General features: G+C 52.2%; 18 protein-coding genes. 8 read left to right on the top strand and 10 right to left on the bottom strand.

Annotation, left to right across the window (positions count from 1 at the left end):
• Positions 1–51 precede the first annotated feature (51 nt).
• The 9 genes from EVJ20_RS00090 to EVJ20_RS00050 all read right to left on the bottom strand — a co-directional run bounded on the left by EVJ20_RS00090 (position 52) and on the right by EVJ20_RS00050 (position 11,278).
• The gene (locus EVJ20_RS00090; protein ID WP_131506761.1) at positions 52–2,349 is read right to left on the bottom strand and encodes a glycoside hydrolase family 65 protein; all 2,298 of its coding nucleotides are present in this window, start codon (positions 2,347–2,349) and stop codon (positions 52–54) included.
• A 225-nt stretch (positions 2,350–2,574) separates the two neighbouring features.
• Complete coding sequence (locus EVJ20_RS00085) at positions 2,575–2,982, bottom strand: general stress protein (protein ID WP_236636137.1); 408 nt, start codon at positions 2,980–2,982, stop codon at positions 2,575–2,577.
• A complete protein-coding gene (locus EVJ20_RS00080; protein ID WP_161568078.1) occupies positions 2,982–3,791 on the bottom strand; it encodes a YsnF/AvaK domain-containing protein in 810 nt (269 codons plus the stop codon). The genes EVJ20_RS00085 and EVJ20_RS00080 overlap by 1 nt, the downstream gene beginning before the upstream one ends.
• A gap of 89 nt (positions 3,792–3,880) precedes the next feature.
• A complete protein-coding gene (locus EVJ20_RS00075; protein WP_131441571.1) occupies positions 3,881–4,858 on the bottom strand; it encodes a YsnF/AvaK domain-containing protein in 978 nt (325 codons plus the stop codon).
• 234 nt (positions 4,859–5,092) lie between these two features.
• Positions 5,093–6,136 carry a LacI family DNA-binding transcriptional regulator gene (locus tag EVJ20_RS00070; RefSeq protein ID WP_070327828.1) on the bottom strand — a complete coding sequence of 348 codons (1,044 nt, stop codon included), beginning with the start codon at positions 6,134–6,136 and terminating at the stop codon, positions 5,093–5,095.
• 49 nt (positions 6,137–6,185) lie between these two features.
• Positions 6,186–7,697, bottom strand: coding sequence for an alpha-amylase family glycosyl hydrolase (locus EVJ20_RS00065; RefSeq protein ID WP_131506759.1), 1,512 nt, complete (start codon positions 7,695–7,697; stop codon positions 6,186–6,188).
• 22 nt (positions 7,698–7,719) lie between these two features.
• Positions 7,720–8,553 (bottom strand): sugar ABC transporter permease, encoded by an 834-nt coding sequence (locus tag EVJ20_RS00060; RefSeq protein ID WP_071399256.1) that lies wholly within the window; start codon positions 8,551–8,553, stop codon positions 7,720–7,722.
• A gap of 1 nt (position 8,554) precedes the next feature.
• On the bottom strand, positions 8,555–9,907 hold the full coding sequence (locus tag EVJ20_RS00055; RefSeq protein ID WP_131506756.1) for a carbohydrate ABC transporter permease: 1,353 nt from the start codon (positions 9,905–9,907) through the stop codon (positions 8,555–8,557).
• Between the two features lie 105 nt (positions 9,908–10,012).
• A complete protein-coding gene (locus EVJ20_RS00050; RefSeq protein ID WP_084813065.1) occupies positions 10,013–11,278 on the bottom strand; it encodes an extracellular solute-binding protein in 1,266 nt (421 codons plus the stop codon).
• Between the two features lie 373 nt (positions 11,279–11,651).
• Here EVJ20_RS00050 and EVJ20_RS00045 point away from each other — a divergent pair, with 373 nt between their 5' ends.
• Complete coding sequence (locus EVJ20_RS00045) at positions 11,652–13,436, top strand: glycoside hydrolase family 13 protein (RefSeq protein ID WP_070327832.1); 1,785 nt, start codon at positions 11,652–11,654, stop codon at positions 13,434–13,436.
• A 158-nt stretch (positions 13,437–13,594) separates the two neighbouring features.
• On the top strand, positions 13,595–14,953 hold the full coding sequence (locus EVJ20_RS00040) for an MATE family efflux transporter (protein WP_131506754.1): 1,359 nt from the start codon (positions 13,595–13,597) through the stop codon (positions 14,951–14,953).
• 35 nt (positions 14,954–14,988) lie between these two features.
• Here the strand turns inward: EVJ20_RS00040 and EVJ20_RS00035 are convergent, their stop codons facing one another.
• On the bottom strand, positions 14,989–15,726 hold the full coding sequence (locus tag EVJ20_RS00035) for an enoyl-CoA hydratase/isomerase family protein (RefSeq protein ID WP_131506752.1): 738 nt from the start codon (positions 15,724–15,726) through the stop codon (positions 14,989–14,991).
• 155 nt (positions 15,727–15,881) lie between these two features.
• Here EVJ20_RS00035 and ybaK point away from each other — a divergent pair, with 155 nt between their 5' ends.
• The 6 genes from ybaK (at position 15,882) to EVJ20_RS00005 (ending at position 21,123) form a co-directional block, all read left to right on the top strand.
• A complete protein-coding gene (ybaK, locus tag EVJ20_RS00030) occupies positions 15,882–16,346 on the top strand; it encodes a Cys-tRNA(Pro) deacylase (RefSeq protein ID WP_131459102.1) in 465 nt (154 codons plus the stop codon).
• Between the two features lie 19 nt (positions 16,347–16,365).
• The gene (gene pssA, locus EVJ20_RS00025; protein WP_016508135.1) at positions 16,366–17,064 is read left to right on the top strand and encodes a CDP-diacylglycerol--serine O-phosphatidyltransferase; all 699 of its coding nucleotides are present in this window, start codon (positions 16,366–16,368) and stop codon (positions 17,062–17,064) included.
• A 90-nt stretch (positions 17,065–17,154) separates the two neighbouring features.
• A complete protein-coding gene (locus EVJ20_RS00020; protein ID WP_131466129.1) occupies positions 17,155–17,904 on the top strand; it encodes a carotenoid biosynthesis protein in 750 nt (249 codons plus the stop codon).
• Complete coding sequence (locus EVJ20_RS00015) at positions 17,870–18,568, top strand: lysophospholipid acyltransferase family protein (RefSeq protein ID WP_131466131.1); 699 nt, start codon at positions 17,870–17,872, stop codon at positions 18,566–18,568. The genes EVJ20_RS00020 and EVJ20_RS00015 overlap by 35 nt, the downstream gene beginning before the upstream one ends.
• A complete protein-coding gene (locus EVJ20_RS00010; protein ID WP_131466133.1) occupies positions 18,565–19,632 on the top strand; it encodes a glycosyltransferase in 1,068 nt (355 codons plus the stop codon). The genes EVJ20_RS00015 and EVJ20_RS00010 overlap by 4 nt, the downstream gene beginning before the upstream one ends.
• A gap of 24 nt (positions 19,633–19,656) precedes the next feature.
• On the top strand, positions 19,657–21,123 hold the full coding sequence (locus EVJ20_RS00005) for a phytoene desaturase family protein (RefSeq protein WP_131459106.1): 1,467 nt from the start codon (positions 19,657–19,659) through the stop codon (positions 21,121–21,123).
• Positions 21,124–21,703 lie beyond the last annotated feature (580 nt).

The following is a 21,703-nucleotide window of genomic DNA, read 5'->3' as shown; positions in this document are numbered from 1 at the left end:
TCACAAAAAAACAAGCCGGCCGAAGCCGACTTGTTGACCTGATACGTTTGGTTACGCTTTCACTGTCTCGATTGTCACTGAATCATTCGCTGGAACCGTTACCGCGTTTCCGTACACACGAATCGTAACGTCCGTTCCATTTGTCTGTTTGATCGTCACTTGTTCACGCGTCGATGTGACCGTCAAGTGATGGCCGCGCCAGAGCACGTTGAACGAGTAACCGTCCCAATCTTTCGGGATCATCGGGCTGAACGTGAGTTCGGTCTCGAGGGCGCGCATTCCTGCGAAGCCGTGGACGATTGCCATCCACGAACCGACCATCGATGTGATGTGAAGACCGTCTTCTGTATCGTTGTTGTAGTTATCAAGGTCGAGTCGGGCTGAGCGTTGGTACAGCTCGACCGCTTTGTCTTCATATCCGACTTCAGCTGCCACGATCGAGTAGACACAAGGCGACAAGCTCGACTCATGCACCGTGCGCGGCTCATAGAAGTCGAAGTTCGCACGTTTTTGCTCGAGCGTGAAGCGGTCGCTGAACGTGTACAGGCCTTGGAGCACGTCCGCCTGCTTGATAAAGTTCGAGCGGAGGATGCGGTCCCACGACCAATTTTGATTAAGTGGCAAGTGTTTCGGATCGAGGTCTTTCACTAAGATCTGTTCTTTATCCATGAACCCGTCTTGCTGCATAAACACGTCCGGGACGAGGTCGTCTTTCGGATAGTACATCTTCGTTTGGATATCAGCCCACTTCGCGAGTTCCGCATCCGTCAAGTTGAGCGTTGCTGTCAACTCGTCGAGTCGTGCCGGTTCTGCTTCTTTCAAGTAGTTGTACACTTCTTGCGTGTACTCGAGCGTCCAAGCGGCGATCAAGTTCGTGTACCAGTTGTTGTTGACGTTGTTGTCGTATTCGTTCGGACCTGTGACGCCTAGGATCATGTACACGTCTTTATGTGGTACAAAGTTGACGCGGCTAGCCCAGTAACGCGAGATCTCGACCAATACTTCAAGTCCGTATTGACCTAGGTACGACTTGTCGCCCGTGAAGTTCGTGTAGTTAAAGATCGCATGGGCGATCGCACCGTTCCGGTGAATCTCTTCATGGGTGATCTCCCACTCGTTGTGGCACTCTTCCCCGTTCATCGTCACCATCGGATACAAGGCGCCCTTCATCCCGACGTTTTTGACCGAGTTCTCTTTCGCTTGCGGCAATTGATTATGACGATATTTGAGCAAATTCCACGACACTTCCGGCTTCGTCGTCGCCAAGTAGAAGTGGAGGCAATACGCTTCCGTGTCCCAATACGTGGCGCCACCGTACTTCTCGCCCGTGAACCCTTTCGGTCCGATGTTGAGACGTGAGTCTTCACCCGTATACGTTTGATACATGTTGAAGATGTTGAAACGGATGCCTTGTTGCGCTTCCGCGTCGCCGTCGATGCGGACGTCCGCGTTTTCCCAACGGGCGAGCCAAGCTTCCGTCTGTTCCGCCAAGAGCGTCTCGAACCCTTTCTCGAACGCGGCTTCGACGCGCTGCATGCCGACTCCTTGCAAATTGTCAATTTCATGGTCACGGTTCGTGACGACCGAGACGTACTTGTACGCCGTTGCCGTCTCACCCGCTGCCGCTTTGACCGTGAAACGGTTAGCGACGTAGAGGTCGGTCGCATCGAGCACTTCACAGCGTGCACCTTCGACGTCAGCAATCATCGACGCCGTGACGTGCCAATCAAGTTTCTTCGTTTTTGTCGTGACGAAACCGAACCGTTCTTCGACGCCGTGTTCGACCGGCAACCAGAATTTCTCATCGTAGTTCGAGTCTTCGTTGACGACGTCCCCGTCTAGATAAGGAGTGAATTCGATTTTCGCTTCATAGTTCACCGGCGTGACGTTGTAGCGAATCGCCAAAATCTCTTTGTCGACGATCGAGAAGAAGCGGACGACTTCGACGTTCGTCTCCTCGGATCCGTTCACGAGCGTGAACGTCCGCGTGAGGACACCGCGCTGCATATCGAGTTCGCGTGTGAAGCCTTTGACTTCCCACTTCGCCAAGTCGACAGGCGTCCCGTTGATGGCGACACGCAGGCCGGCCACGTTCGTCGCGTTCAATACTTTGGCGAAGTATTCCGGATATCCGTTCTTCCACCAACCGACACGCGTTTTGTCGGGATAGTAGACGCCCGCCACGTAAAATCCTTGGTGCGTATCATTTGAATAATCTTCTTCAAAGTTCCCGCGCATCCCCATGTGCCCGTTACCGAGCGAGGTGATCGATTCTGCGAGACGGTTCTCGTTCGGGTGAAGCCCTTCTTCCGTTACTTTCCATTCGTCGACTGCAAACAATCGTTTCATCTGTCTGCCACTCCTTTTTCTCTACAAGGCTACTTGTCAGTAGACAACCAAATCGTGCAACCGCTTGTCTATGAAAGCGCTGTATTTTAATCTCACCTCTCATTTTACACGACTACACCGAGAATGCAATCGTTTGCATAAAAGTTTTTCTTTCTTTTTTTCGTCACTTTTGGAACGAAAAAAAAACCTACTCTGGCGCATTGGGCCAAAGTAGGTATGTCTATATCACACGTCTGAATCGCGACCGAAGGCGGCGTTCGCTTCATGACCTTCAAAGGCCGGGTTGTCGCCATCATTGAATCCGGTATCGGGCTCATCGAGAATGAGGGCATACCCACCGTCCATAATGTCCCCGTACGCTTTGTTGACGTCGTCATCAGCCAAACCGAGATCGAGGAGCGCCCGTTTCACTTCCTGCTCTCCTTCGGCGACGCCCGCGAACTTCTGCATCCAAGAAGCGTTCGCTTCCTCGATTTTCGCGTCAGTGTTCCGTTTGACGAGCGACACGTTGTCCTTATCTCTCGTGACGACGTAAAGGTCTTTCTCGTCGTACCCGTCTTGGCTCAGTTGATCAATCTTTGAGACGAGTGCCGCCTCGTCTTTGTACGTATCAACAAATCGTTTGTTACTCATCATTTATCATCCTTTCTAGATGTTGGATTGTCCTCGATCGTGATCTTGCCTTGTCCCACTTGCCTAATATCGATTTCTTCTTTACGGAGCGTCTCGGTGACCGTCTTCGTATCTTCATCCACTTGCTTGCGGACGATGATCTCTTCGACTACGACCGGACGCTTGACGATGAAGGCGCGCTCTTCGATGACTTGGATACGTAGCTGGTCCCCTTCGTCAATTGTCCGGATGCCGGGTTTGTCGAAGTCGTAGTCTTCAATCACATCTTCAGAACCAGCATGGCGCTCTACATGTAAGTGTTCCCTCCGAACAGGTACTTCAATCGTCTGTTCGGTCTCTGTTACATGCTTGTCGATGACGAGTTCCCCTGTCTGCACCGTTTCTTTTTCAACCGCGAGTCGCTCCTCGTGCAGTTCAAGCGTCTGTTCTTCGTGCTCCTTGGAAGAGGCGCGCGGCAATCGTTTAATGTCCGCCATCTCCTCGTTTTGATCCGCGTCGACATAAAGGAACAACCGCCCTCGCTCGACTTCACCCACGAATCGTTCCCGCTGCTCGCGCGTCAACCGCATACTGCCGAGCCAGCGCTCAATCGGCCGTTCGCTTGACGTGACGAGAGACGCCACCGTATCCGGCTCATCCGCGACGAGTACGTATAGTTTTGAATGGCGTCGGATGGCGTCAGCCGTCTCAGTTCGTTTGACGAAGACATACATGTCTTCTTCTTTATATCCTTCTTGCTTCAAATCGACCGTCCGCTTGAGCAACACCTCGGGCTGGTCAAATACTTCAGAGATGATGGCATGTTTCATAACATTCGTTCCTCCTGTAAGATGGATTGGCGAAAAAAAGGATGGTCCCTCAGAGAGAGCCATCCTTGTCGAGGTGCTTGGTCATCCAATTAGATCCGGTCGCGCTCATCACGGCGCGTATGGTCAGCGTCATGTTTCCGATGACTGTTTTCGCCTTCGATATGGGCTTCTTCTTTACGAAGCGTCTCGCGTACCGTCTCTGTATCTTTCACTTTGTCTGTGCCGACGACGATTTCTTCGGCCACGACGTCTTTCTTCGTGACGTCGACGCGCTCTTCTGTGACTGGCACACGAATCTCGTCGCGGTCTGTCGTCGCATCGAACGAATGTCCCGTCGTTTCACGGTCTCCGTCGACTTGACGTCGTTCGACGTACACTTCGTCACGCTCGACTTCGACGTCGACCCGTTCTTCGTGCTCAACGACTTCTTTTTCGACTCGGACTTCACCGGTCTGAACGCGTTCTTTATTGATTTGGAGACGCTCTTCGTGTAGTTGAAGTTTTTGCTCGTCCGTCAAATCGGTGCGGTTGCGAATGTCCTCGTCCATGTCATGGTGACGCGTCGAATCATGATTCGTTCCCGTCGCGTCAAGCCCAGTGCCGGCTGCCCCGACACCTGTTCCTGCCGCTGTTAGCGGGTCACGTGCCGTCATGTTTCCAGCCTCGTTCCCTTCAGAACCATAGCCGGCTGACGTGCGACCGCCTTCGAACGTGTCGTTGCGACCGTTGTCCAAGACGCCGTCGTCTGTATCTAATAATAGGACGAAGCCGCCGTTTTCGATATCTTGATGGTGGCGTGCCGTCTCTTCTTCTGAGAAGCCGAGTTTATCAAACGTATGGCGCACTTCATCGCCGCCGTCTGCGACTCCAAAGAAGCGATCGAGCCACGATGCTTTCGTTTCTTTTACTTCTGCATCCGTTTCGCCACGAACCATCGAAAGGTTCGATTTATCTTTTACAACAACGTACAGGTCGTCCTCGCGGTGTCCCGCCGCGCGAAGTTCATCAATTTTCGAAACAAGCTCTGCTTCTTGATAGTAAGTCCCTACGTAACGTTTGTTATCCATGATTGTATCTCCCTTTCAAATTCTATATTTTTTGGTTATTGGCCGGGCTGCTCTATTGTGATTTGCTGTTCTGCCGGTAGTATAAGTGTTCCCTCGGACTTTGTTTTCAACCGCTTCTCGCACAACTGTAATCTGTTTGTAACGCCAGGACTTTTGTCGGATTGAACGTTCTTCCTTTATATGCATCGGAATCCGCACAAAAAAACCTTCCGCACGAAAACGGAAGGTTTCAACTCATTCAGCCGCATGGCTATTCTTTTTTTGACCACAAGACTGGCGGACGACTAGATAGTGCGGGACGATGACACGTTTCCCATACGGTGGTGCACTATCGCCGATTTGTTCGATCAGGCAGTTCGTCGCCTCGAAACCGAGACCGAAGATGTTGATCTCGACTGACGTGAGCGGCGGATTCGAATGCTCAGCGATATAAACGTTGTTGAAACTTACGACAGCGACGTCTTCAGGGATTTTTAGACCCATTTCACTGAGCGTGCTGATGACACCGAGCGCCATCATATCATCACTGACGACGACAGCCGTCGGTGGCTCATCGACGTGAAGCAACTCCCGGACCGCTTTAGCGCCGCCTTTCGTCATGAACTCGGCACGGGCGATGTAGTCTTCCCGTACCGGGATCCCGGCTTCCATAAGCGCCGTCGCGTACCCGTTGCGACGGTCTTGCGTGACGGCCAATTTATCCGATCCGCCGATGAAGGCGATGCGGCGGTGGCCGAGGTTGTACAAGTGCTTCGTCACTTCACGGCCAGCCAAGTAGTTGTCCGTATCGACGTACGTGATCGACGAGGCGTCCCCGAACGGCTTCCCGACGACGACGAACGGGAACTTCGTCTGGCGCAAATATTGGACGACTTTATCGTCTTCGCGTGAATACAGGACGATGACACCGTCGACCCGGCGACCTTGGACCATCTCGATGACACCCGATAGCACTTCTTCTTCGGTCACACCAGTCGTCATGTACAACGAATAACCGTTTTGATGGGCTTTCGTACTGATTCCGCGCAACACTTCCGGGAAGAACGGATTTTGGAGTATTTTCGTCGCCGCGCTCGGCATGACAAGACCAATCGATTGTGTCGAGCGGTTGGCGAGACTTCTTGCATGGATGTTCGGATGGTACCCGAGTTCTTCCATCGAACTACGAACACGTTCTTTCGTTTTCTGGCTAATTCGCGGACTGTTGGCGATGACGCGGGACACTGTCGACGGTGCGACGTTGGCGTGCTTGGCGACATCTTTGATCGTGATTTGCATGGTGCTCCCCCTTGCTTCCGTTAATTCATTGTTCCCTGCGACAGGGTATTCAGCTCACGCTCTTGCGGCGCTTCCACATGACCAGACCCGTCAAGAACAGCGGAATCGCGACGACGAGCAGACCAATCGTCCACATGTTCACTTCCGATTCTTCGACGACATAGGCGTTGGCGCTTTCGCCAGCGAGCTTGATGGTGAACGTGCCACGTTTTTCCGTGACAAGTTGTGAGAACAAGAGACCGCGGAGCCGTTGATTTTCACCGACTTCGCTTACCTCGAATTCAATCTCTGTATCCTCATCGTTCATATTGATGGCGTACAAGGCGACCTCATCGCCGTCGCGACGCTCGAACACGGCCATGCCGTCTTTCGAGGCAATCATTCGTTGCTCTCCAGTGGCGAAGACGGGATAGTCTTCCCGCATCCGGTTCATCGTCGCGACGTATTCATGTAACTCTTCATTCCCTGGGAAATCCGTCATCACCCGGTTGGCCGGATCGGCCCCACCGGTTTGCGCGTTTTCTGTCCCTTGGAATAAAATCGGCATACCAGGCGACGCATAGAGCGTGAACAGTGCTAGGCGAAGTCGCCGTTCTGCCGACTCGGCTCCACCAAGTCCAGCGACGTGCATGAACCGCTCGACATCATGGTTGTCTAGGAACGTCGCCATTTGGTTCGGATCGTTGAAAAACGTCTCAGCGTAGCTTGCCGCCACATCGATTTCGTCGACGTTGGCGTGCTTTTGCGTCATCGTCTTCGAGACGCGATCATAGAACGTAAAGTTTGTGACGCTGTTAAATCCTAAATCGTCGTACTCAGCGACGTATTGTGGATTCGGGTCGAACACTTCGGCCAACAAGTAAAAGTCAGGGTCGACCGCCCGCACCGCTTCGACAAAATCTTTCCAAAACGGTTTGTCGACGTGGCGGACCGTATCGAGTCGATAGCCATCGATGCCGGTCTCCTCAATCCAATAAGTAGCGGCGTCGATCAAATAATCTTTCACTTCAGGGTCTTCCGTTTTAAAGTCCGGCAAGTCGAACAACCAGTGCGTCTCGACTTGCTCTTGGTCTTGCCAAAGCACGATCGGCAACTCGTCATGGAACCAGTCCGGTCGTTCCTCGACCCACGGATGTTTCGGACCGACATGGTTGACGACGAAGTCAAGAATGACTTTCATATCGCGCTTATGCGCCTCATCGACGAGTTCTTGCAAATCTTCTTTCGTCCCAAACTGGGGATCGATGTCATAAAAATCTTTGATCCAGTAGCCGTGGTACCCGTCCGGCATGTTCTGAAACACCGGCGTCAACCAAATCGACGTAAATCCGAGCGACTCGATGTAGTCGAGCTTCTCGATTACACCTTGAATGTCGCCTCCGTGAAACGCTTTTGGATCATTCTTGTCGACTTGGTCGTTGTTGTCAGGATTCCCGTCAACGAACCGGTCGACCATAATAAAGTACATGCGTTCTTGTTCCCATGTTGCTGCTTCTTTCGCTCCGACGATTGTAGGAAACAAAAGAAGCGACAGGAGAACGAGCACGACGCCTCGCCTCATATCGCTTCCCCCTTTTTGAGTATTAACCTTTCGTACCACCCGCAGTGAGACCGGAGACGAAGTAACGTTGGAATATGAAGAACAAGAGGACGATCGGGAGGGCCGAAAGGACGGCTCCTGCCGCGAACAACGTAAAGTTGTTGTCGAATTGTCGCGAGATCATATTGTAAAGTCCAACCGCTAGCGTCTGCTTCTCAGGAGTACGCAGGACGAGCGATGCCAAGATGAAGTCGTTGAACGGGCCCATGAAGTTGAACAAGGCGATCGTTGCGACAATTGGCTTCGCGAGCGGCAAAATGATTTGCCAGAAGATACGGAGGTGACCGGCACCATCCATCCGAGCAGCCTCATCGAGCTCCTTCGGAATCGTATCGAAGTAACCTTTCGCCAGGTACGTGTTCATCGGAATCGCCCCACCGGCGTACAGCAAGATCAGCGCTGTATGCGTATCAAGAAGGCCGAGCATGTTGAGTAACACAAAAATCGCGATGATGGCAACGAATTGCGGGACCATCTGCAAGACGAGGAACAAGATGAGCGAGTTCTTCCGTCCGACGAAACGGTAACGCGAGAACACATAACCAGTAATCGTAACTAAAATTACAGCGAGCGCCATCGTGATGAAAGCGATCTTCAATGTGTTCACATACCATAGACTATAATCCGAAATTGTTAGATCAAACAAGTTTTTATAGTGAATGAGCGTTGGGTTTGATGGGATGATCGTTGACGTGATCGTACGACCCGGGTTAAATGACGTTCCTACTACCCAAAGCATCGGATAGAGAATAATGATCGACGCAAGCGTCAAGATGACATAAGAGAACGCCAAATTGATTCGTTTTTGTTTTTTCATATCAGACCATATCCTCGTCTTTGAAAGATTTTGTCCGACGGAACTGGATGACGGCTAGTGTCATGATGAAGAATGACAAGATGAGCGTGATCGCAGCCGCAAGTCCGTATTGCGGGTTGGCCCCGAGCGACAATTTGTAAATCCATGAAATCAAGATGTCGGTACCACCGGCAGTTTGTCCTGGGACAGCCGGCCCACCACCGTTGAAGAGATAGATGATGTTAAAGTTGTTAAAGTTGAACGTGAACTGCGTGATGAGAATCGGTGCTGTTGCGAACAAGAGCATCGGCAATGTGATCAGACGGAACTTATCAAAGATGTTCGCGCCGTCAATCGTCGCAGCTTCATACAAGTCACCCGGGATCGACTGCAAGACACCGGTCATGAGCGTCATGATGAACGGGAAACCGAGCCACCATTGAATCAAGATGAGCGCACTACGTGTCGCTGTCGGGTCGGTCATCCAGTTAATCGGATCGAGACCGAAGGCCGGCAGGATTGTCGTATTGAACACACCGAACGACTCATTGAACATCGAGCGGAAAATCAAGATCGTGATGAACGCTGGTACGGCCCATGACAAGATCAAGATTGAACGGAACAAGCGACGGAACCGAAGTCCTTCTTGGTTCAACAGAACGGCAAGGAAAATCCCGATCGCGATGACACCGACCGTTGAAGCGACCGTCCAGACGAGCGTCCAACCAAGAACGCCGACGAACGTGTCGCGCCAAATGTCGATTTCAAAGATGCGCGTAAAGTTTTCGAACCCGATCCACTCGACGAGTTTTGCCGGTGGCGCATTGTTGTAACGATAGTTCGTGAACGCGATCAAGAACGTAAAGATCAGCGGCAACACGACTGTGAAGACGAGCAAGATAAGCGACGGGATCAACATCAAGTATGGGAATCCATGGTCGCGCAAGTTGCGAAGTTGCACTTGGAACGTTGGCACGTTTAGGTGCTGATCACGAATGCGACCGACTCGGTAAGCGTCACGAATGTTCCAAATGTAGAACGCGATACCGAAGAACAGTAAGATTATTGCGACAATACCTTCTACCATCAAGAAGATGGAGTGGTCGTTACGAGGTCCTGCTACTTCGCCAAGCGTGATCAATCCCCAAAGGCCACCACGGTCACCAGGTCCGGCGCCCGCCCCTTTGAAAAACAGATCGTAGTTTACTGCAAAATAAGACATGATGACGATAAAGAACGCGATCGCCTTCGCACGTTGGTTGTTATAGAACTGCCCTGCTCCCGGAATGATCGAGAGTAATGCGGCGTTCCGAGCATGATTGGTCGGTTTGTCCGGTCGTTGTTCCGGTGTTTTTGGGTTCGGAATTGAAGCCATCCTCAATTTCTCCTTTCAATTTGAGCAAATCAATCGAGCAAGCGTTTGCTCAATTTCAGAAAATGATGGGGAACGCCATGTGGCGTACCCCGTCATTTCACATCCTTATTGGTTGTTTGCTTGGATTTGTTGCTCGATGACTTTAACAGCATCGTCAGCTGATTTTTGTGCATCTTGCTTGCCAGTCGCTACGAGCTGAAGCGCTTGTGCCATTGGCTCCCAAACTTGTCCCATTTCAGGAATGTTAGGCATTGGGATTGCATTTGTCGCTTGATCGAATACCGCTTTCGCAACTTCGTTCGCCGTGATTGTCTCATTCGTCTCGAGTGCTGCTACCGGTGGGATCTCGTTGTATGCTTCAAACATTTTCAATGCGTTCTCTTCATTTGTAAGTTCTGCGAGGAACATTTCAGCCCACTCTTGGTTCTCAGTGTAAGCAGAGAGTGCATATGTTTTCACACCCATGAACGTCTTGATTGGCTCACCGTTCGGAAGTGTTGGCATCGCCGCCGCTCCGAGGTTGACGCCAGCATCTTCGTAACCAGCAACAGCCCAAGGTCCGTTCATAACTGTGTGTGCTTTCTTCTCAGTGAAGAGTTGGTCCATCGCTTGGCCACCAGACTCGCCGATCAATCCTTTAGGGAAGAGGCCTTCTTGGTACCATTTGCCGATGTAGTCGAATCCTTCGACTGCGCCTTCGTTGTTCAAGCCGATGTCGGTTGGGTCGAGCGCGCCGCCGTCTTCTTTGAAGACGTAACCGCCGAAGCCAGCAACTACACCGTGAGCGAAGTAGAAGTTATCCCAAAGACCGAGGAAGCCGTACTCGCCTTTATCTTTAAGATCTGTAGACAACTTGTAAAGGTCGTCCATTGACGCAGGAGCTTCTGAAACCAAATCCTTGTTGTACATGAGGACTGGTGTTTCAACTGATTTAGGATAGCCGTAAGCTTGTCCGTCGAACATGACAGCCGATTTCGAAGCATCTGTGAACGCTTCGAGCGCACCTTCGTCAGCGAGCGGTGCCAAGTGACCTTGGTCAGCGATCGTGCCGATTTGGTCATGCGGTACGAGAACGATATCTGGACCTTTACCAGCTGGGCCGTCAAGCGCCAACTTGTCTTTTTGGTCCGTCATTTGAACTTCGACGACTTCTACTGCGACGCCGTGTTCTTCTTCAAACGCTTTCGCAACTTCTTTCGTCGTTTCCGACTTTTCAATATCTTCCCAAATTACGATTTTTTCTGGCTTGTTCTCGCTAGTAGAACCGCCTTCGTTAGTAGAACCGTTATCCGTACCGCCACCACATGCAGCAAGTGCACCGAATGCTAATACTGCTGTTGAAAGTCCTGCTACCATTTTTTTCATCTTCATGATGAAAAACCTCCCCAAGGAAATTAGTATGGTCAGATTTGCGCACACGTACTGAACGACTGATTTTAATCAACTCCGCTACGAAATCAGTCATTCAGTGAAAACGTTTGCATCCTCACCTCAATTTTTATTATACAGTTGTGTAAGCGTTTTACAAGACTTTTTTTTTCGATTTTTTCTCGTAGGTATCCCATTTATCTCTTTTTCAACTTTTATGTGTTCAATTGTTCAATAATTGTCGTGAACAGTGATTGACAAAATGTAAACGCTTTATTACCCTTTGCTTGAGCAAACGTTTTCGCAACTGTCATTTCTTTTCGGAATAGACAGTGTAAAATGGTTACAACTCCAATCGAGAAAGGAACGATTTCACTTGATCAAAGAAGCTATTTATCATCGCGCCATGTCCCCTTTCGTTTATAAGTACGACCGGGAAACGATCCATATTCGGTTTCATACGAAAAGAAATGATATCCAATCTGTTGACTTAATTTGGAACGACCCATACGACTGGCATTCAGAAGACCCGGCGATGTGGAACTTTGACCCGGACAAACCGAGCTACTGGCGCACGTTCGAGACACCAATGGAACAAATCGGCCACGACGACCAGTACGACTACTGGTTCATCGCGATCAAGCCGCCGTTCCGTCGCCTCCGTTACGGGTTCCGGCTCCATGACGGCAACGAGACGGCCGTCTATACGGAAAAAGGCTGGTTCGAAGATAAACCGCTCGACGATACGGGTTATTACTTCTGTGTCCCGTTCATCAACCCGATCGACATTTTCCACGCCCCGTCATGGGTCAAGGACACGGTCTGGTATCAAATCTTCCCTGACCGGTTCGCGAACGGAGACGCGTCACTCGATCCTGAAGGGACGCTCGCCTGGAACAGCACCGAGCCAACGATCACAAACTTCTTCGGTGGCGACTTCCAAGGCATCATTGATCATATGGACCACATCGTCGAACTCGGGATCACCGGCATTTACTTCTGCCCGATCTTCAAAGCGACGACGAACCATAAATACGACACGCTCGATTATATGGAAATCGACCCGCAGTTCGGGACGAAAGAGCAGTTCAAACAATTGGTCGACTTGCTTCATGAGAACGGGATCAAAGTCATGCTCGATGCGGTATTCAATCACGTCGGCTACAACCATCCTTGGTTCTTAGACGTCGTCGAGAACGGGCCTCATTCAGAGTATCGGGACTGGTTCTATCTCCGCGACTTCCCAATCGAGACGGCACCGAAGCCGAACTACGATACGTTCGCTTTCGAGAAGAACATGCCGAAGATCAACACCGAACACCCGGCGTTGAAAGCTTATCTATTAGATGTGGCCCGTTATTGGGTCGAAGAGTTCGGCATCGATGGTTGGCGCTTAGACGTCGCGAACGAGGTCGACCACGCGTTCTGGCGTGACTTCCGTCGCACTGTAAAAGAAGCGAACCCCGAAGCGTACATCCTCGGTGAGATTTGGCACGATGCCCAACCGTGGCTTCAAGGCGACCAGTTCGATGCGGTCATGAACTATCCGTTCACGAACGCGAGCTTAAACTACTTCGCGCTCGATCGGACGACGGCGTCACAGTTCCGGGACGAGTTGACGCGCGTCGAAATGATGAACACGATGAACGTGAACGAAGTGACGTTCAACTTGATCGACTCTCATGACACCCCACGAGCCCTCACTCGGGCAAAAGGGCATAAAGGGAAGTTCAAACTCCTCATGACTTCGATGCTCACGTATACGGGTAGCCCATGTATTTACTATGGTGATGAGATCGGGCTCGAAGGCGAGCAAGATCCGGGCTGCCGCCGCTGCATGCCGTGGGACGAGGCCGAGGAAGACCGTAACTTGTTCCGCTTCGTCCAGAAATTGATTCAGCTCCGCAAAGATCACCCGGTGCTCGCGAACGGCGGATCGTACCGGTTCAACCTCGTCGACGATGAAGACAACGCCCTCATCGTCGAACGGAGTTCGAAAGACGAGACGTATTTGATTTACTTCAATAACTCAGATACGGTGTCTACGCTCAACCCGCTCTGGCATACAGGTGGTGCCCACGATTTACTGAACGACCGGGACGTAGACTCACTTGAAATCGAACTTGCACCGTATGGCACTTCCATTCTGAAACTAAAATGACGGCGTTTGACCACCCATTTGCTTGGGTGGTTATTTTTGTTGGAAATAATTTAGTAAACCCCCTTTCTTTTTCATTTCAAAAGGAGTAACATGACCATTGTAATTTTTAAAAGATAAATATTTCATATAAAGAATTTTTGAACAAAAGGGGAACATTCATGCCAACCAAAGACACCGAACAGCTCAGCCTATTTAAAATCTCGTGGCCGATCTTCATCGAGCTCGCGCTCCACATGGGGACCGGGATCATCGCCACGCTCATGCTCGCCCAATATTCCGATGCCGCCGCTTCCGCGGTCGGCGTCGCCAACCAACTGTTGAACGTCTTCTTGATCGTCTTCAGCGTCACCTCGGTCGGTGCGACGATCTTGATCGGTCAAGCGATCGGTGCCGGTCGAATGAAGAAGAGTCGGGACTTCGCCCGCTCCGCCGTCAGCTTGAACATGTGGCTCGGCGTCATCATGGTCGTCGTCGTCTTCTTGTTCGGCGAGACGTTCCTTCGCTTGTTTGGTCTGTCGGATGAGCTGTTCGACTACGGCTTGTTGTTCTTGCAAATCGTCGGCTTATCGCTCTTCACCGAAGCGCTCATCATGGCGCTCAGCGCGGTGTTGCGTAGCCATGGCATGACGAAACACGCCATGCTCGCGACGCTTTTGATCGATATCATCACGGCAGCAGGAGCCATGCTCGCCGTGACCGGCTGGTTCGGCCTCCCGGTGACAGGCGTCGCCGGTGTTGCCTGGGCCATCGTCATCGCTCGTTTTTCGGCCATGGTGCTGTTGTTTTGGATTGTCAAACGCCGCCTCATGATGCGTTTCCCGATCAAAGAGTTGATCCGTCCAAAACGCGATGATATTCAAGCACTCTTACAAATCGGTGTTCCTTCGGCAGGAGAGAACTTGTCGTACCAGTTTTCACAAATTGTCATCACCGGCTTCATCGCGACGATGGGTGACGCCTCGCTCGCCGCTCGCGTTTACGTGATGAACTTATCGATGCTCGCATTTTTGTTCACGGTCGCCATCGCCCAAGGGACACAGCTATTGATTGCCCGCGACGTCGGCGGGAAGCGGTTCAAGGAGGCGTATACTCGGGCAGTCCGGACGTTGAAGATCGCCATGTTCTCTTCGCTCGTCGCCTCACTCGGCCTCGCCGTGTTCGGGAAATCCTTGCTCGGCTTGTTCACGTCGAACCCGGACATCATCGCCGTCGGTATCCCGATCCTATGGGCGACGCTCATTCTTGAGCCGGGTCGCGCCATGAACATCGTTCTGATGGGGTCACTCAAGTCGGTCGGAGACGTCCGCTTCCCGGTCATGATTGGGATCGCCTCGATGTGGGGCGTCGCCGTCGTCTTCAGTTACTTGTTCGGGATTCATTTCGGACTCGGTGTGCTCGGGATTTGGCTTGCGTTCTCGCTCGACGAGTGGTTCCGCGGCTTCTTCGCTTTCCGACGGTGGAAGTACGGCAAGTGGCAACAAAAAGGCTTCCAGTTCGAAGCCAAACCATCCTCTTGAACGAATAAGGGAAGCGGTCAACACGACCGCTTCCCTTATTTTTTACTTAAAAATGCTTGCATCGCCCGTTGATGAACCTCGGTCTTGCCGCATTCCCGTTGCCAGTGGACCTCTTGCGCGAGCCCGTCTTCAAACGATGACTCGCGAAGGAGTGCCTTCATCCCTTGTACGGCCGTCGGTGATTTTGCCGCGAGCGTCTCGGCGTAGGCCGTGAGACGGGCAAGATACGCCTCATCCTCGATGAGTTCAGTGACGAGACCGAACGCCTCAGCCCTTTCGGCGTCGATCGTGCTGCCGCTCCACATCCAATCGAGCGCGACGTCTTGGCGCATCAAACGACGCAAATGATATGGCCCACCGGCGTCGGCGACGAGGCCGATCTTGATGAACGCTGAGCTGAACTTCGTCGAACGGGCGACGAGGCGAACGTCGGCCGCAAGCGCCAGACTGAGTCCTGCCCCAGCGACGACACCGTGGATGCCGGCAATGATTGGCTTCTGGCAATCCGAGAGTGCCCGGACGAGCGGATGGTAGACGTCCTCTAAATACGTGCCATAATCGGCGTCACTCTCGATCGTCAAGTCTTGACCGGACGAGAAGGCGCGCCCTTCCCCGATCAGCACGATGACCCGGACCGATTCGTCGGCTTCAAGTTGTCCGAGCGCCTGTCTCGCTTCGCGTAACAACGTCTCGTTCAGCGCGTTCAATTTTTCCGGACGGTTCCATTTGAGCCAGCCTACCCCGTTGTGCCGTTCCACTTGAATTGTTTCCATGAAATAATCCCCCTTTTAAAAAAAATGAATCACTGTTCATTTCTCTATCGGTCATTCTGTTTCCTTCCTGACACCAAAACTTTTCAAGTTCGATTGCCCGACGCTACCACTATTTGCTATTCTTAGAGGAGTCGTTCAACGAAAGGGTGGGACTGGTGCAACTGACGAATGCCGCAAGACAATTAAAACAACGGAACATCCCGTTCACTTATCATTCTTATGTAGTGGATGAGTCCGATGTCTCCGCAAAACATGTCGCCGCATCACTCGATAAGCCGCTCGACCAACTGTATAAGACGATTTGCCTCGAGAACGAGCAACGGAAGTACGCCTTCTTCCTCATCTCAGGAGATTTAGATATTGATTTAAAGGCAGCCGCTAAAGCGTGGGGGGCGAAGAAAGCGTCGCCCGTCCCGATGAAAGAGCTTGAAGCGCTGACCGGCTATATCCGCGGCGGCGTCTCGCCGATCGGAGCGAAAAAGCGCTTCCCTGTCTTCTTGCATGACAGCGCGAAACAAAAAGACAAGATCATCATCTCGGCTGGAAAACGTGGCTATCAAATCGAATTAACACCGGACGACTTGATCCGCTTCACGGACGGCCGCTGGTTCACTCAATGACAAAGATGGAGGCAATACTATGTGGAAAGAACGAATCCGATCGTGGGTTCCTAACTCATTTACATTCGGTAACTTATTTTGTGGCGTCCTCGCCATCGTCTACGCCGCGCGGGGCGATTTCTCGAATGCGACACTCCTGATCATCATCGCGATGATGCTCGACAGCCTCGACGGCCGTCTCGCCCGTATGCTCGGGGTAGACGGTGACTTCGGAAAAGAGCTTGATTCGCTCGCTGACGTCGTCACGTTCGGCGTCGCCCCGGCGCTGCTCGCTTACTATACGTTCTTTATCGATTACGGAAACTACGGGCTCTTCTTCGCCGCCCTATTCCCGCTCTTCGGCGCCTATCGCCTAGCCCGGTTCAACTTGTCGGCGACGAACGTCACGGCCAGCTATTTCTCAGGTGTCCCGATCACGGCAGCCGGTGGATTGCTCGCCGTCGTGACGACGTTTGGCGACCGCGTCAACGAACTGCTCACCCCGATCTTCTTTACCGGTCTCGCCTTGCTCATGGTGAGCCGGGTTCGTATTCCGAGTTTTAAAGACGTGCCGTTGCCGCGTCACTCGTTCATCATCACGTTCAGTCTCGTCTATTTGACGTATATGACGTTCGCCCGGTGGAAAGAATGGCCGACATTTTGGTTCATCGCCATCCCGTTCTACATCTTGTTCATCGCTTTCTCATTTGTGAAAAAACGGAAGCGCATGGCGAATTGATGAGTCCCTCTAGCAGGGGCTCTTTTTTTGTGCATGCATTCATTAGACGGATGTCAAAAACCTCTTTAGAATAGAAGGTGAGGTGATTTGATGAAAGTGTATCCATGGATTTGGAAATTATTTTTAGTCTGGTACGTCGTCGGCGTTGTTCTCGTCGGCTTTGATTTACTGCCGAGTTGGCTCGAATGGGCGAACCCGGTCTTCTTATGGCTCGCCGGCCTCATCGGAGGGTGGGTCATTGCCGACGGGGTCCGTCACGCACGTTTCATCGTGCCGTTCATCTTTTTCGGCTCGATCGCTGTCGAGACGCTCGGTGTCAAAACCGGGTTCCCTTTCAGCGAGTACATTTATGCCGAAGCGTTCGGTCCGACCGTGTTCGGCGTACCCGTCACGATTGGCGCGGCCTGGCTCGCCGTCATCGGCGCAAGTTTCGCTGTCGCCCGCCTGTTCGCGTTCAAGCGACGGACGCTCTGGCTCGTCCCATTTTTGGCGGTCTGGTTAGACATGGCGATCGATCCGGTCGCAGCCAACGTGAAAGGCTACTGGGAATGGGCCAATGATGGTCTCTATTATGACATCCCGACGCAAAACTTCGTCGGATGGTTCGGACTGTCGCTCATCTTCTCATGGTTACTCGACCGCTTCGAAGTCGAAGCAGAGCCGACTTTACTTATGCACGGACGCTACTTGTTCGTCATGCTTCACGCCTTGTTCGGCGTCACCGCGGTCAACGCCGGTCTTTATGGGATCGGTGTGCTAAGTATTGTAACGGCAAGCGTCATCTATTTGGAACGGAGGTTGCGTCATGATCGAAGCGAACAAAAAGAAATGGTTCAGTAACATCTTTTCAACGTTCGTCAAAGAACGCCAGATCCGACCGTTCTTTCACACGATCAACGTTCGGGCTGATGACGTTCCGACGCCGGGCCTCTTTTTAAGCACACACAGCTCTTGGTGGGACGGACTTATCTTGCTCATGTTGAACGAGTATTATTTACGGCACGACGTTCACGTCCTGATGGATGAGGACGGATTGCGACGCTTTCCGTTCTTCCGTCACTTAGGCGCCTTTTCCATCAAAAAAGGGAAGTTATCCGACATTCGCGCTTCTCTCAACTATGCCAATCAGCTTTTGTCCGTCGGGAAATCGGTGTGGGTGTTCCCGCAAGGCCGCGAATACCCGCAAGAGCACCGGCCGCTTGAGATCGGGGCCGGTGCGACGATGCTACTCGCAAAACCCGAGGTCCGGCTTTGTGCCATCTACTACGCGTTCGCGTCGCATGCGTCCCCGGTCGTCTACGTCCGGTTCCGGACCCATACCGTCGTCTCGACGACACGCCGGGAGCAAAAGCAAGAGCTCGCCACAGCGCTCGAACAGCTCTATGACGACACGCGCGCCGATGTGATCGCCCAGTCGGACCGGTACATGTCGTTGTTTCCGCCACGACGCGGGCTCGCCGACTGGACGGAGCACTTGCTCAACATCGGGAGGAGACAACGATGATCCTATTCGTGCTCACTGGACTCATGTTTCTCTTCACGTTAGTCAACTTGGCATTTCTTCGTCCGCTCACGGCCCCGATCCCGGTGCCGCCGACCGCGATTTGCATTCCGCTCCGCAACGAAGAGCGGAACGTCCCAAAATTGATCAACAGTTTAAAGCCGGCCCTCACCGCCGGCTGCCACGTCTACTTATATGAGGATCGCTCTGAGGACGGGACGTATGACGCGCTCGTGCGGGAAATCGCCTCGGACGACCGGTTCACGATCTTGCGCGGTGTGCCGCTCACCGACGGTTGGTCCGGAAAAGTACACGCCTGTCATCAATTGGCGACGCAGACCCGTGAGCCTTACTTATTGTTTCTCGATGCCGATGTGACCATCGATCCGAGCTTCGTCGGCCGCATGCACGGAACGCTCGTCCGGGAAGGCGCCGTCTTTTTATCCGGCTTCCCCCGCTTTCCGACGCCGACGTGGCTCGGTAAACTGCTCATTCCGATGCAACACGTCTTGATCGCCCAGCACTTGCCGCTGTTTTGGCGAAAAGTGAGACATCCCGCCTTCGCCGCCGCGAACGGGATGAACGTCTTGGTCGAACGGACTAGTTATGAGGAAGTCGGCGGTCACGCCTCGATCCACGACTCCCTGATTGATGATATCGATTTATGCCGCGAATTTAAGCGCCGTAAAAAAGTGACGTCGCTCGTCAATGTCTCGCCTTATATCACGTGCGATATGTATGCGACGAACGAGGAAGTCTGGAACGGGTTTTCAAAAAACGTATTCAAGGGAATGAATGAAGCAGTGGGCATCGCCCTTTATTTTTCCCTTTACTACGGCGTCCAGTTATCGGCGTTCATCTTCCTGCTCATCCGACCAGACTGGATATCGCTCGGAGCGAGCCTGTTCGTTTTGTTCGCACGGCTAGCAATCGACTTGAAGTCGGGCGGACGCCATTTTTGGCTCCATCCGTTCAGTCTGGTTGCCTACCTCGTCCTACTCACGAACGCGGTCGTCCGAAAATGGAGACGAAAGCCGATCACTTGGAAAGGCCGGATGTATCATTAGAAAATTGTTAGGAGGCGCATTGCAATGAAACAAATCGCTATTATCGGGGCCGGTCTCGGAGGCCTGAGCGCCGCCGTCACACTAGCGGCTCGCGGGTACGATGTGACCGTCATCGAAAAAAATGAACACGTCGGTGGTAAGCTCATGCCAATCATCACGGACGGTCACCGCTTCGACTTCGGGCCAAACACGATCACGATGCCGGACGTGTTCCGTTCCGTCATCCGGAACAGCGGGGCCAACCCAGAGGATTATTTTGAACTCGTCAAACTCGACTCGCATACGGTCAATCACTTCTCCGACGGGTCGACGTTCACGTTCCACTCCGAACGGGAACAGATGGAAGCTGAAGTCCGGCGCTTGACCGGTGACAAAGCCGACAAAAATCAATTGGCGGCGTATTTGGACGAGGCTGAAAAGCTATTTGAGATTGCCAACAATCGTTTCTTCACTCGAATGGACACAAAAATCGACACAGGTCTTTGGGCTGATATGATGAAGGTCCATCCGCTTAAGAGTTTGCACGCGCTCCATAAAAAATATTTTAAAGATCCGCGCATCATCCAAGCACTCGACCGTTACGCGACGTATATCGGCAGCAGCCCTTACGTCACACCCGGCACGTTCGCCTTGATCTCACATCTCGAGTTGAACGATGGCGTCTATTTTGCCAAAGGTGGGAACTGGACGATTGCCAAAGGTTTCGCCAAACGCGCGAGCGAGCTCGGTGTCGAGTTCCGACTCGGCCATGAAGTCACAAAGATTGAAGTCATGAACGGTAAGGCGCATGCTGTCGTCATCGACCATGAAGAAGTCATGTCTTGTGATGCCGTCCTTTTGAACGGGGAGCTGTTGACCCAATATCCTCGGCTCGTCGATGCGGTCCATCGTCCCTCGTTCCCTGTACCGACCCGGGATACGGTCGAGCCATCCGTCTCTGCTTTCGTCATGATGGTCGGACTGAACAAACGTCTAAATCTCGCCCATCATAACGTCTACTTCTCGGACGATTACGAGGCTGAGTTCCGTGCCTTGTTCGACGAAGAGCGCTACGCCGACGAACCGACGATCTACATCTCGAACTCGGCCTACACCGACCCGTCCATGGGTGAGGCCGGTGACAATCTGTTCATCCTCGTCAACGCTCCGGCCCACTTGACCGACATCGATGCCGAGACGTATGAACATTTGATCCGCCGACGGCTGCGCACATTCGGCGTCGATTGGGACGACGCTGACGTCTTGTTCCACCGCCGCGTGACCCCGCTTGACTTGACGCGTGATTTTTATGCGTATTACGGCTCGTTGTACGGAACGTCAGCAAACTCGAAAAAAGGTGCGTTTTTCCGTCCGGCCTCGCGCTCGGAAGACGTCTCGAACATCTGGTTTGCGGGTGGATCGACCCACCCTGGAGGCGGCAGCCCAATGGTGACGCTTTCAGGACAGTTCGCTGCTCGTTCGATGTTGGAGGACATACCTCTGACAATTTGAACATTTTGTGAACAGAGGATTCGACACTTGTCGACAAGTCACAGACGTGATAACATCATATCGAGTTCAAGCAGTATTGTAACGTTTGTTACACCTGTAGCGATCGAATGGCTTCCCCGAGCCAATCGCGTTTTGAACTTGTCACACCCGAGAAAAAAGTGATGAGCGAGTTTCCCCACTCGTTTCCCGTTGCTGGAATAGCATGCATCTGATGTTCCCCCTTAGTCCATCAAGCATCCTACTTCAGCGAAGATGCCCCATCGTTTCATTCCCCATGAAACGAGGCACATCTTTAGGGTTCATCACGTCCGATTCGTTCGTTTCCCCGATGAACGGATCACATAACGCTTACGCCACTTTTGGTCCCCCGCCAAAAGTGGTTTTTTTGTATCCTAAAAGCCTGCAGACGGTGTCTACAGGCTCGAGTATGTTCAGCAAGAGACCCGATTGCTCTGATATGCTCCCCAATAGGTAGACAGATGAAATAACAAATCTGTTTATCTATTGGGGAGTGTTTTTTTATGGCGAGAAGTCGGCATTCGATTGAACAAAAACTGAGTGCACTACGTATGCTGGAAGA

The organism is Exiguobacterium sp. SH0S1 (assembly GCF_004337165.1).
GTDB classification, from domain to species: Bacteria; Bacillota; Bacilli; order Exiguobacteriales; family Exiguobacteriaceae; genus Exiguobacterium; species Exiguobacterium aurantiacum_A.
The sequence above is the reverse complement of the archived record's forward strand: the minus strand, read 5'-3'. Positions and strand labels throughout refer to the sequence as shown.

Excerpts from the sequence above, each read along its gene's own strand:
- EVJ20_RS00020 (WP_131466129.1), top strand. The coding sequence starts at position 17,155 with ATGAAAGTGTATCCATGGATTTGGAAATTATTTTTAGTCTGGTACGTC.
- EVJ20_RS00040 (WP_131506754.1), top strand. The coding sequence starts at position 13,595 with ATGCCAACCAAAGACACCGAACAGCTCAGCCTATTTAAAATCTCGTGG.
- EVJ20_RS00010 (WP_131466133.1), top strand. The coding sequence starts at position 18,565 with ATGATCCTATTCGTGCTCACTGGACTCATGTTTCTCTTCACGTTAGTC.
- EVJ20_RS00035 (WP_131506752.1), bottom strand. The coding sequence starts at position 15,726 with ATGGAAACAATTCAAGTGGAACGGCACAACGGGGTAGGCTGGCTCAAA.
- EVJ20_RS00085 (WP_236636137.1), bottom strand. The coding sequence starts at position 2,982 with ATGAGTAACAAACGATTTGTTGATACGTACAAAGACGAGGCGGCACTC.
- EVJ20_RS00065 (WP_131506759.1), bottom strand. The coding sequence starts at position 7,697 with ATGAGGCGAGGCGTCGTGCTCGTTCTCCTGTCGCTTCTTTTGTTTCCT.
- EVJ20_RS00090 (WP_131506761.1), bottom strand. The coding sequence starts at position 2,349 with ATGAAACGATTGTTTGCAGTCGACGAATGGAAAGTAACGGAAGAAGGG.
- EVJ20_RS00080 (WP_161568078.1), bottom strand. The coding sequence starts at position 3,791 with ATGAAACATGCCATCATCTCTGAAGTATTTGACCAGCCCGAGGTGTTG.
- EVJ20_RS00015 (WP_131466131.1), top strand. The coding sequence starts at position 17,870 with ATGATCGAAGCGAACAAAAAGAAATGGTTCAGTAACATCTTTTCAACG.
- pssA (WP_016508135.1), top strand. The coding sequence starts at position 16,366 with ATGTGGAAAGAACGAATCCGATCGTGGGTTCCTAACTCATTTACATTC.
- EVJ20_RS00060 (WP_071399256.1), bottom strand. The coding sequence starts at position 8,553 with ATGAAAAAACAAAAACGAATCAATTTGGCGTTCTCTTATGTCATCTTG.
- EVJ20_RS00050 (WP_084813065.1), bottom strand. The coding sequence starts at position 11,278 with ATGAAGATGAAAAAAATGGTAGCAGGACTTTCAACAGCAGTATTAGCA.
- EVJ20_RS00075 (WP_131441571.1), bottom strand. The coding sequence starts at position 4,858 with ATGGATAACAAACGTTACGTAGGGACTTACTATCAAGAAGCAGAGCTT.
- EVJ20_RS00070 (WP_070327828.1), bottom strand. The coding sequence starts at position 6,136 with ATGCAAATCACGATCAAAGATGTCGCCAAGCACGCCAACGTCGCACCG.
- EVJ20_RS00005 (WP_131459106.1), top strand. The coding sequence starts at position 19,657 with ATGAAACAAATCGCTATTATCGGGGCCGGTCTCGGAGGCCTGAGCGCC.
- EVJ20_RS00055 (WP_131506756.1), bottom strand. The coding sequence starts at position 9,907 with ATGGCTTCAATTCCGAACCCAAAAACACCGGAACAACGACCGGACAAA.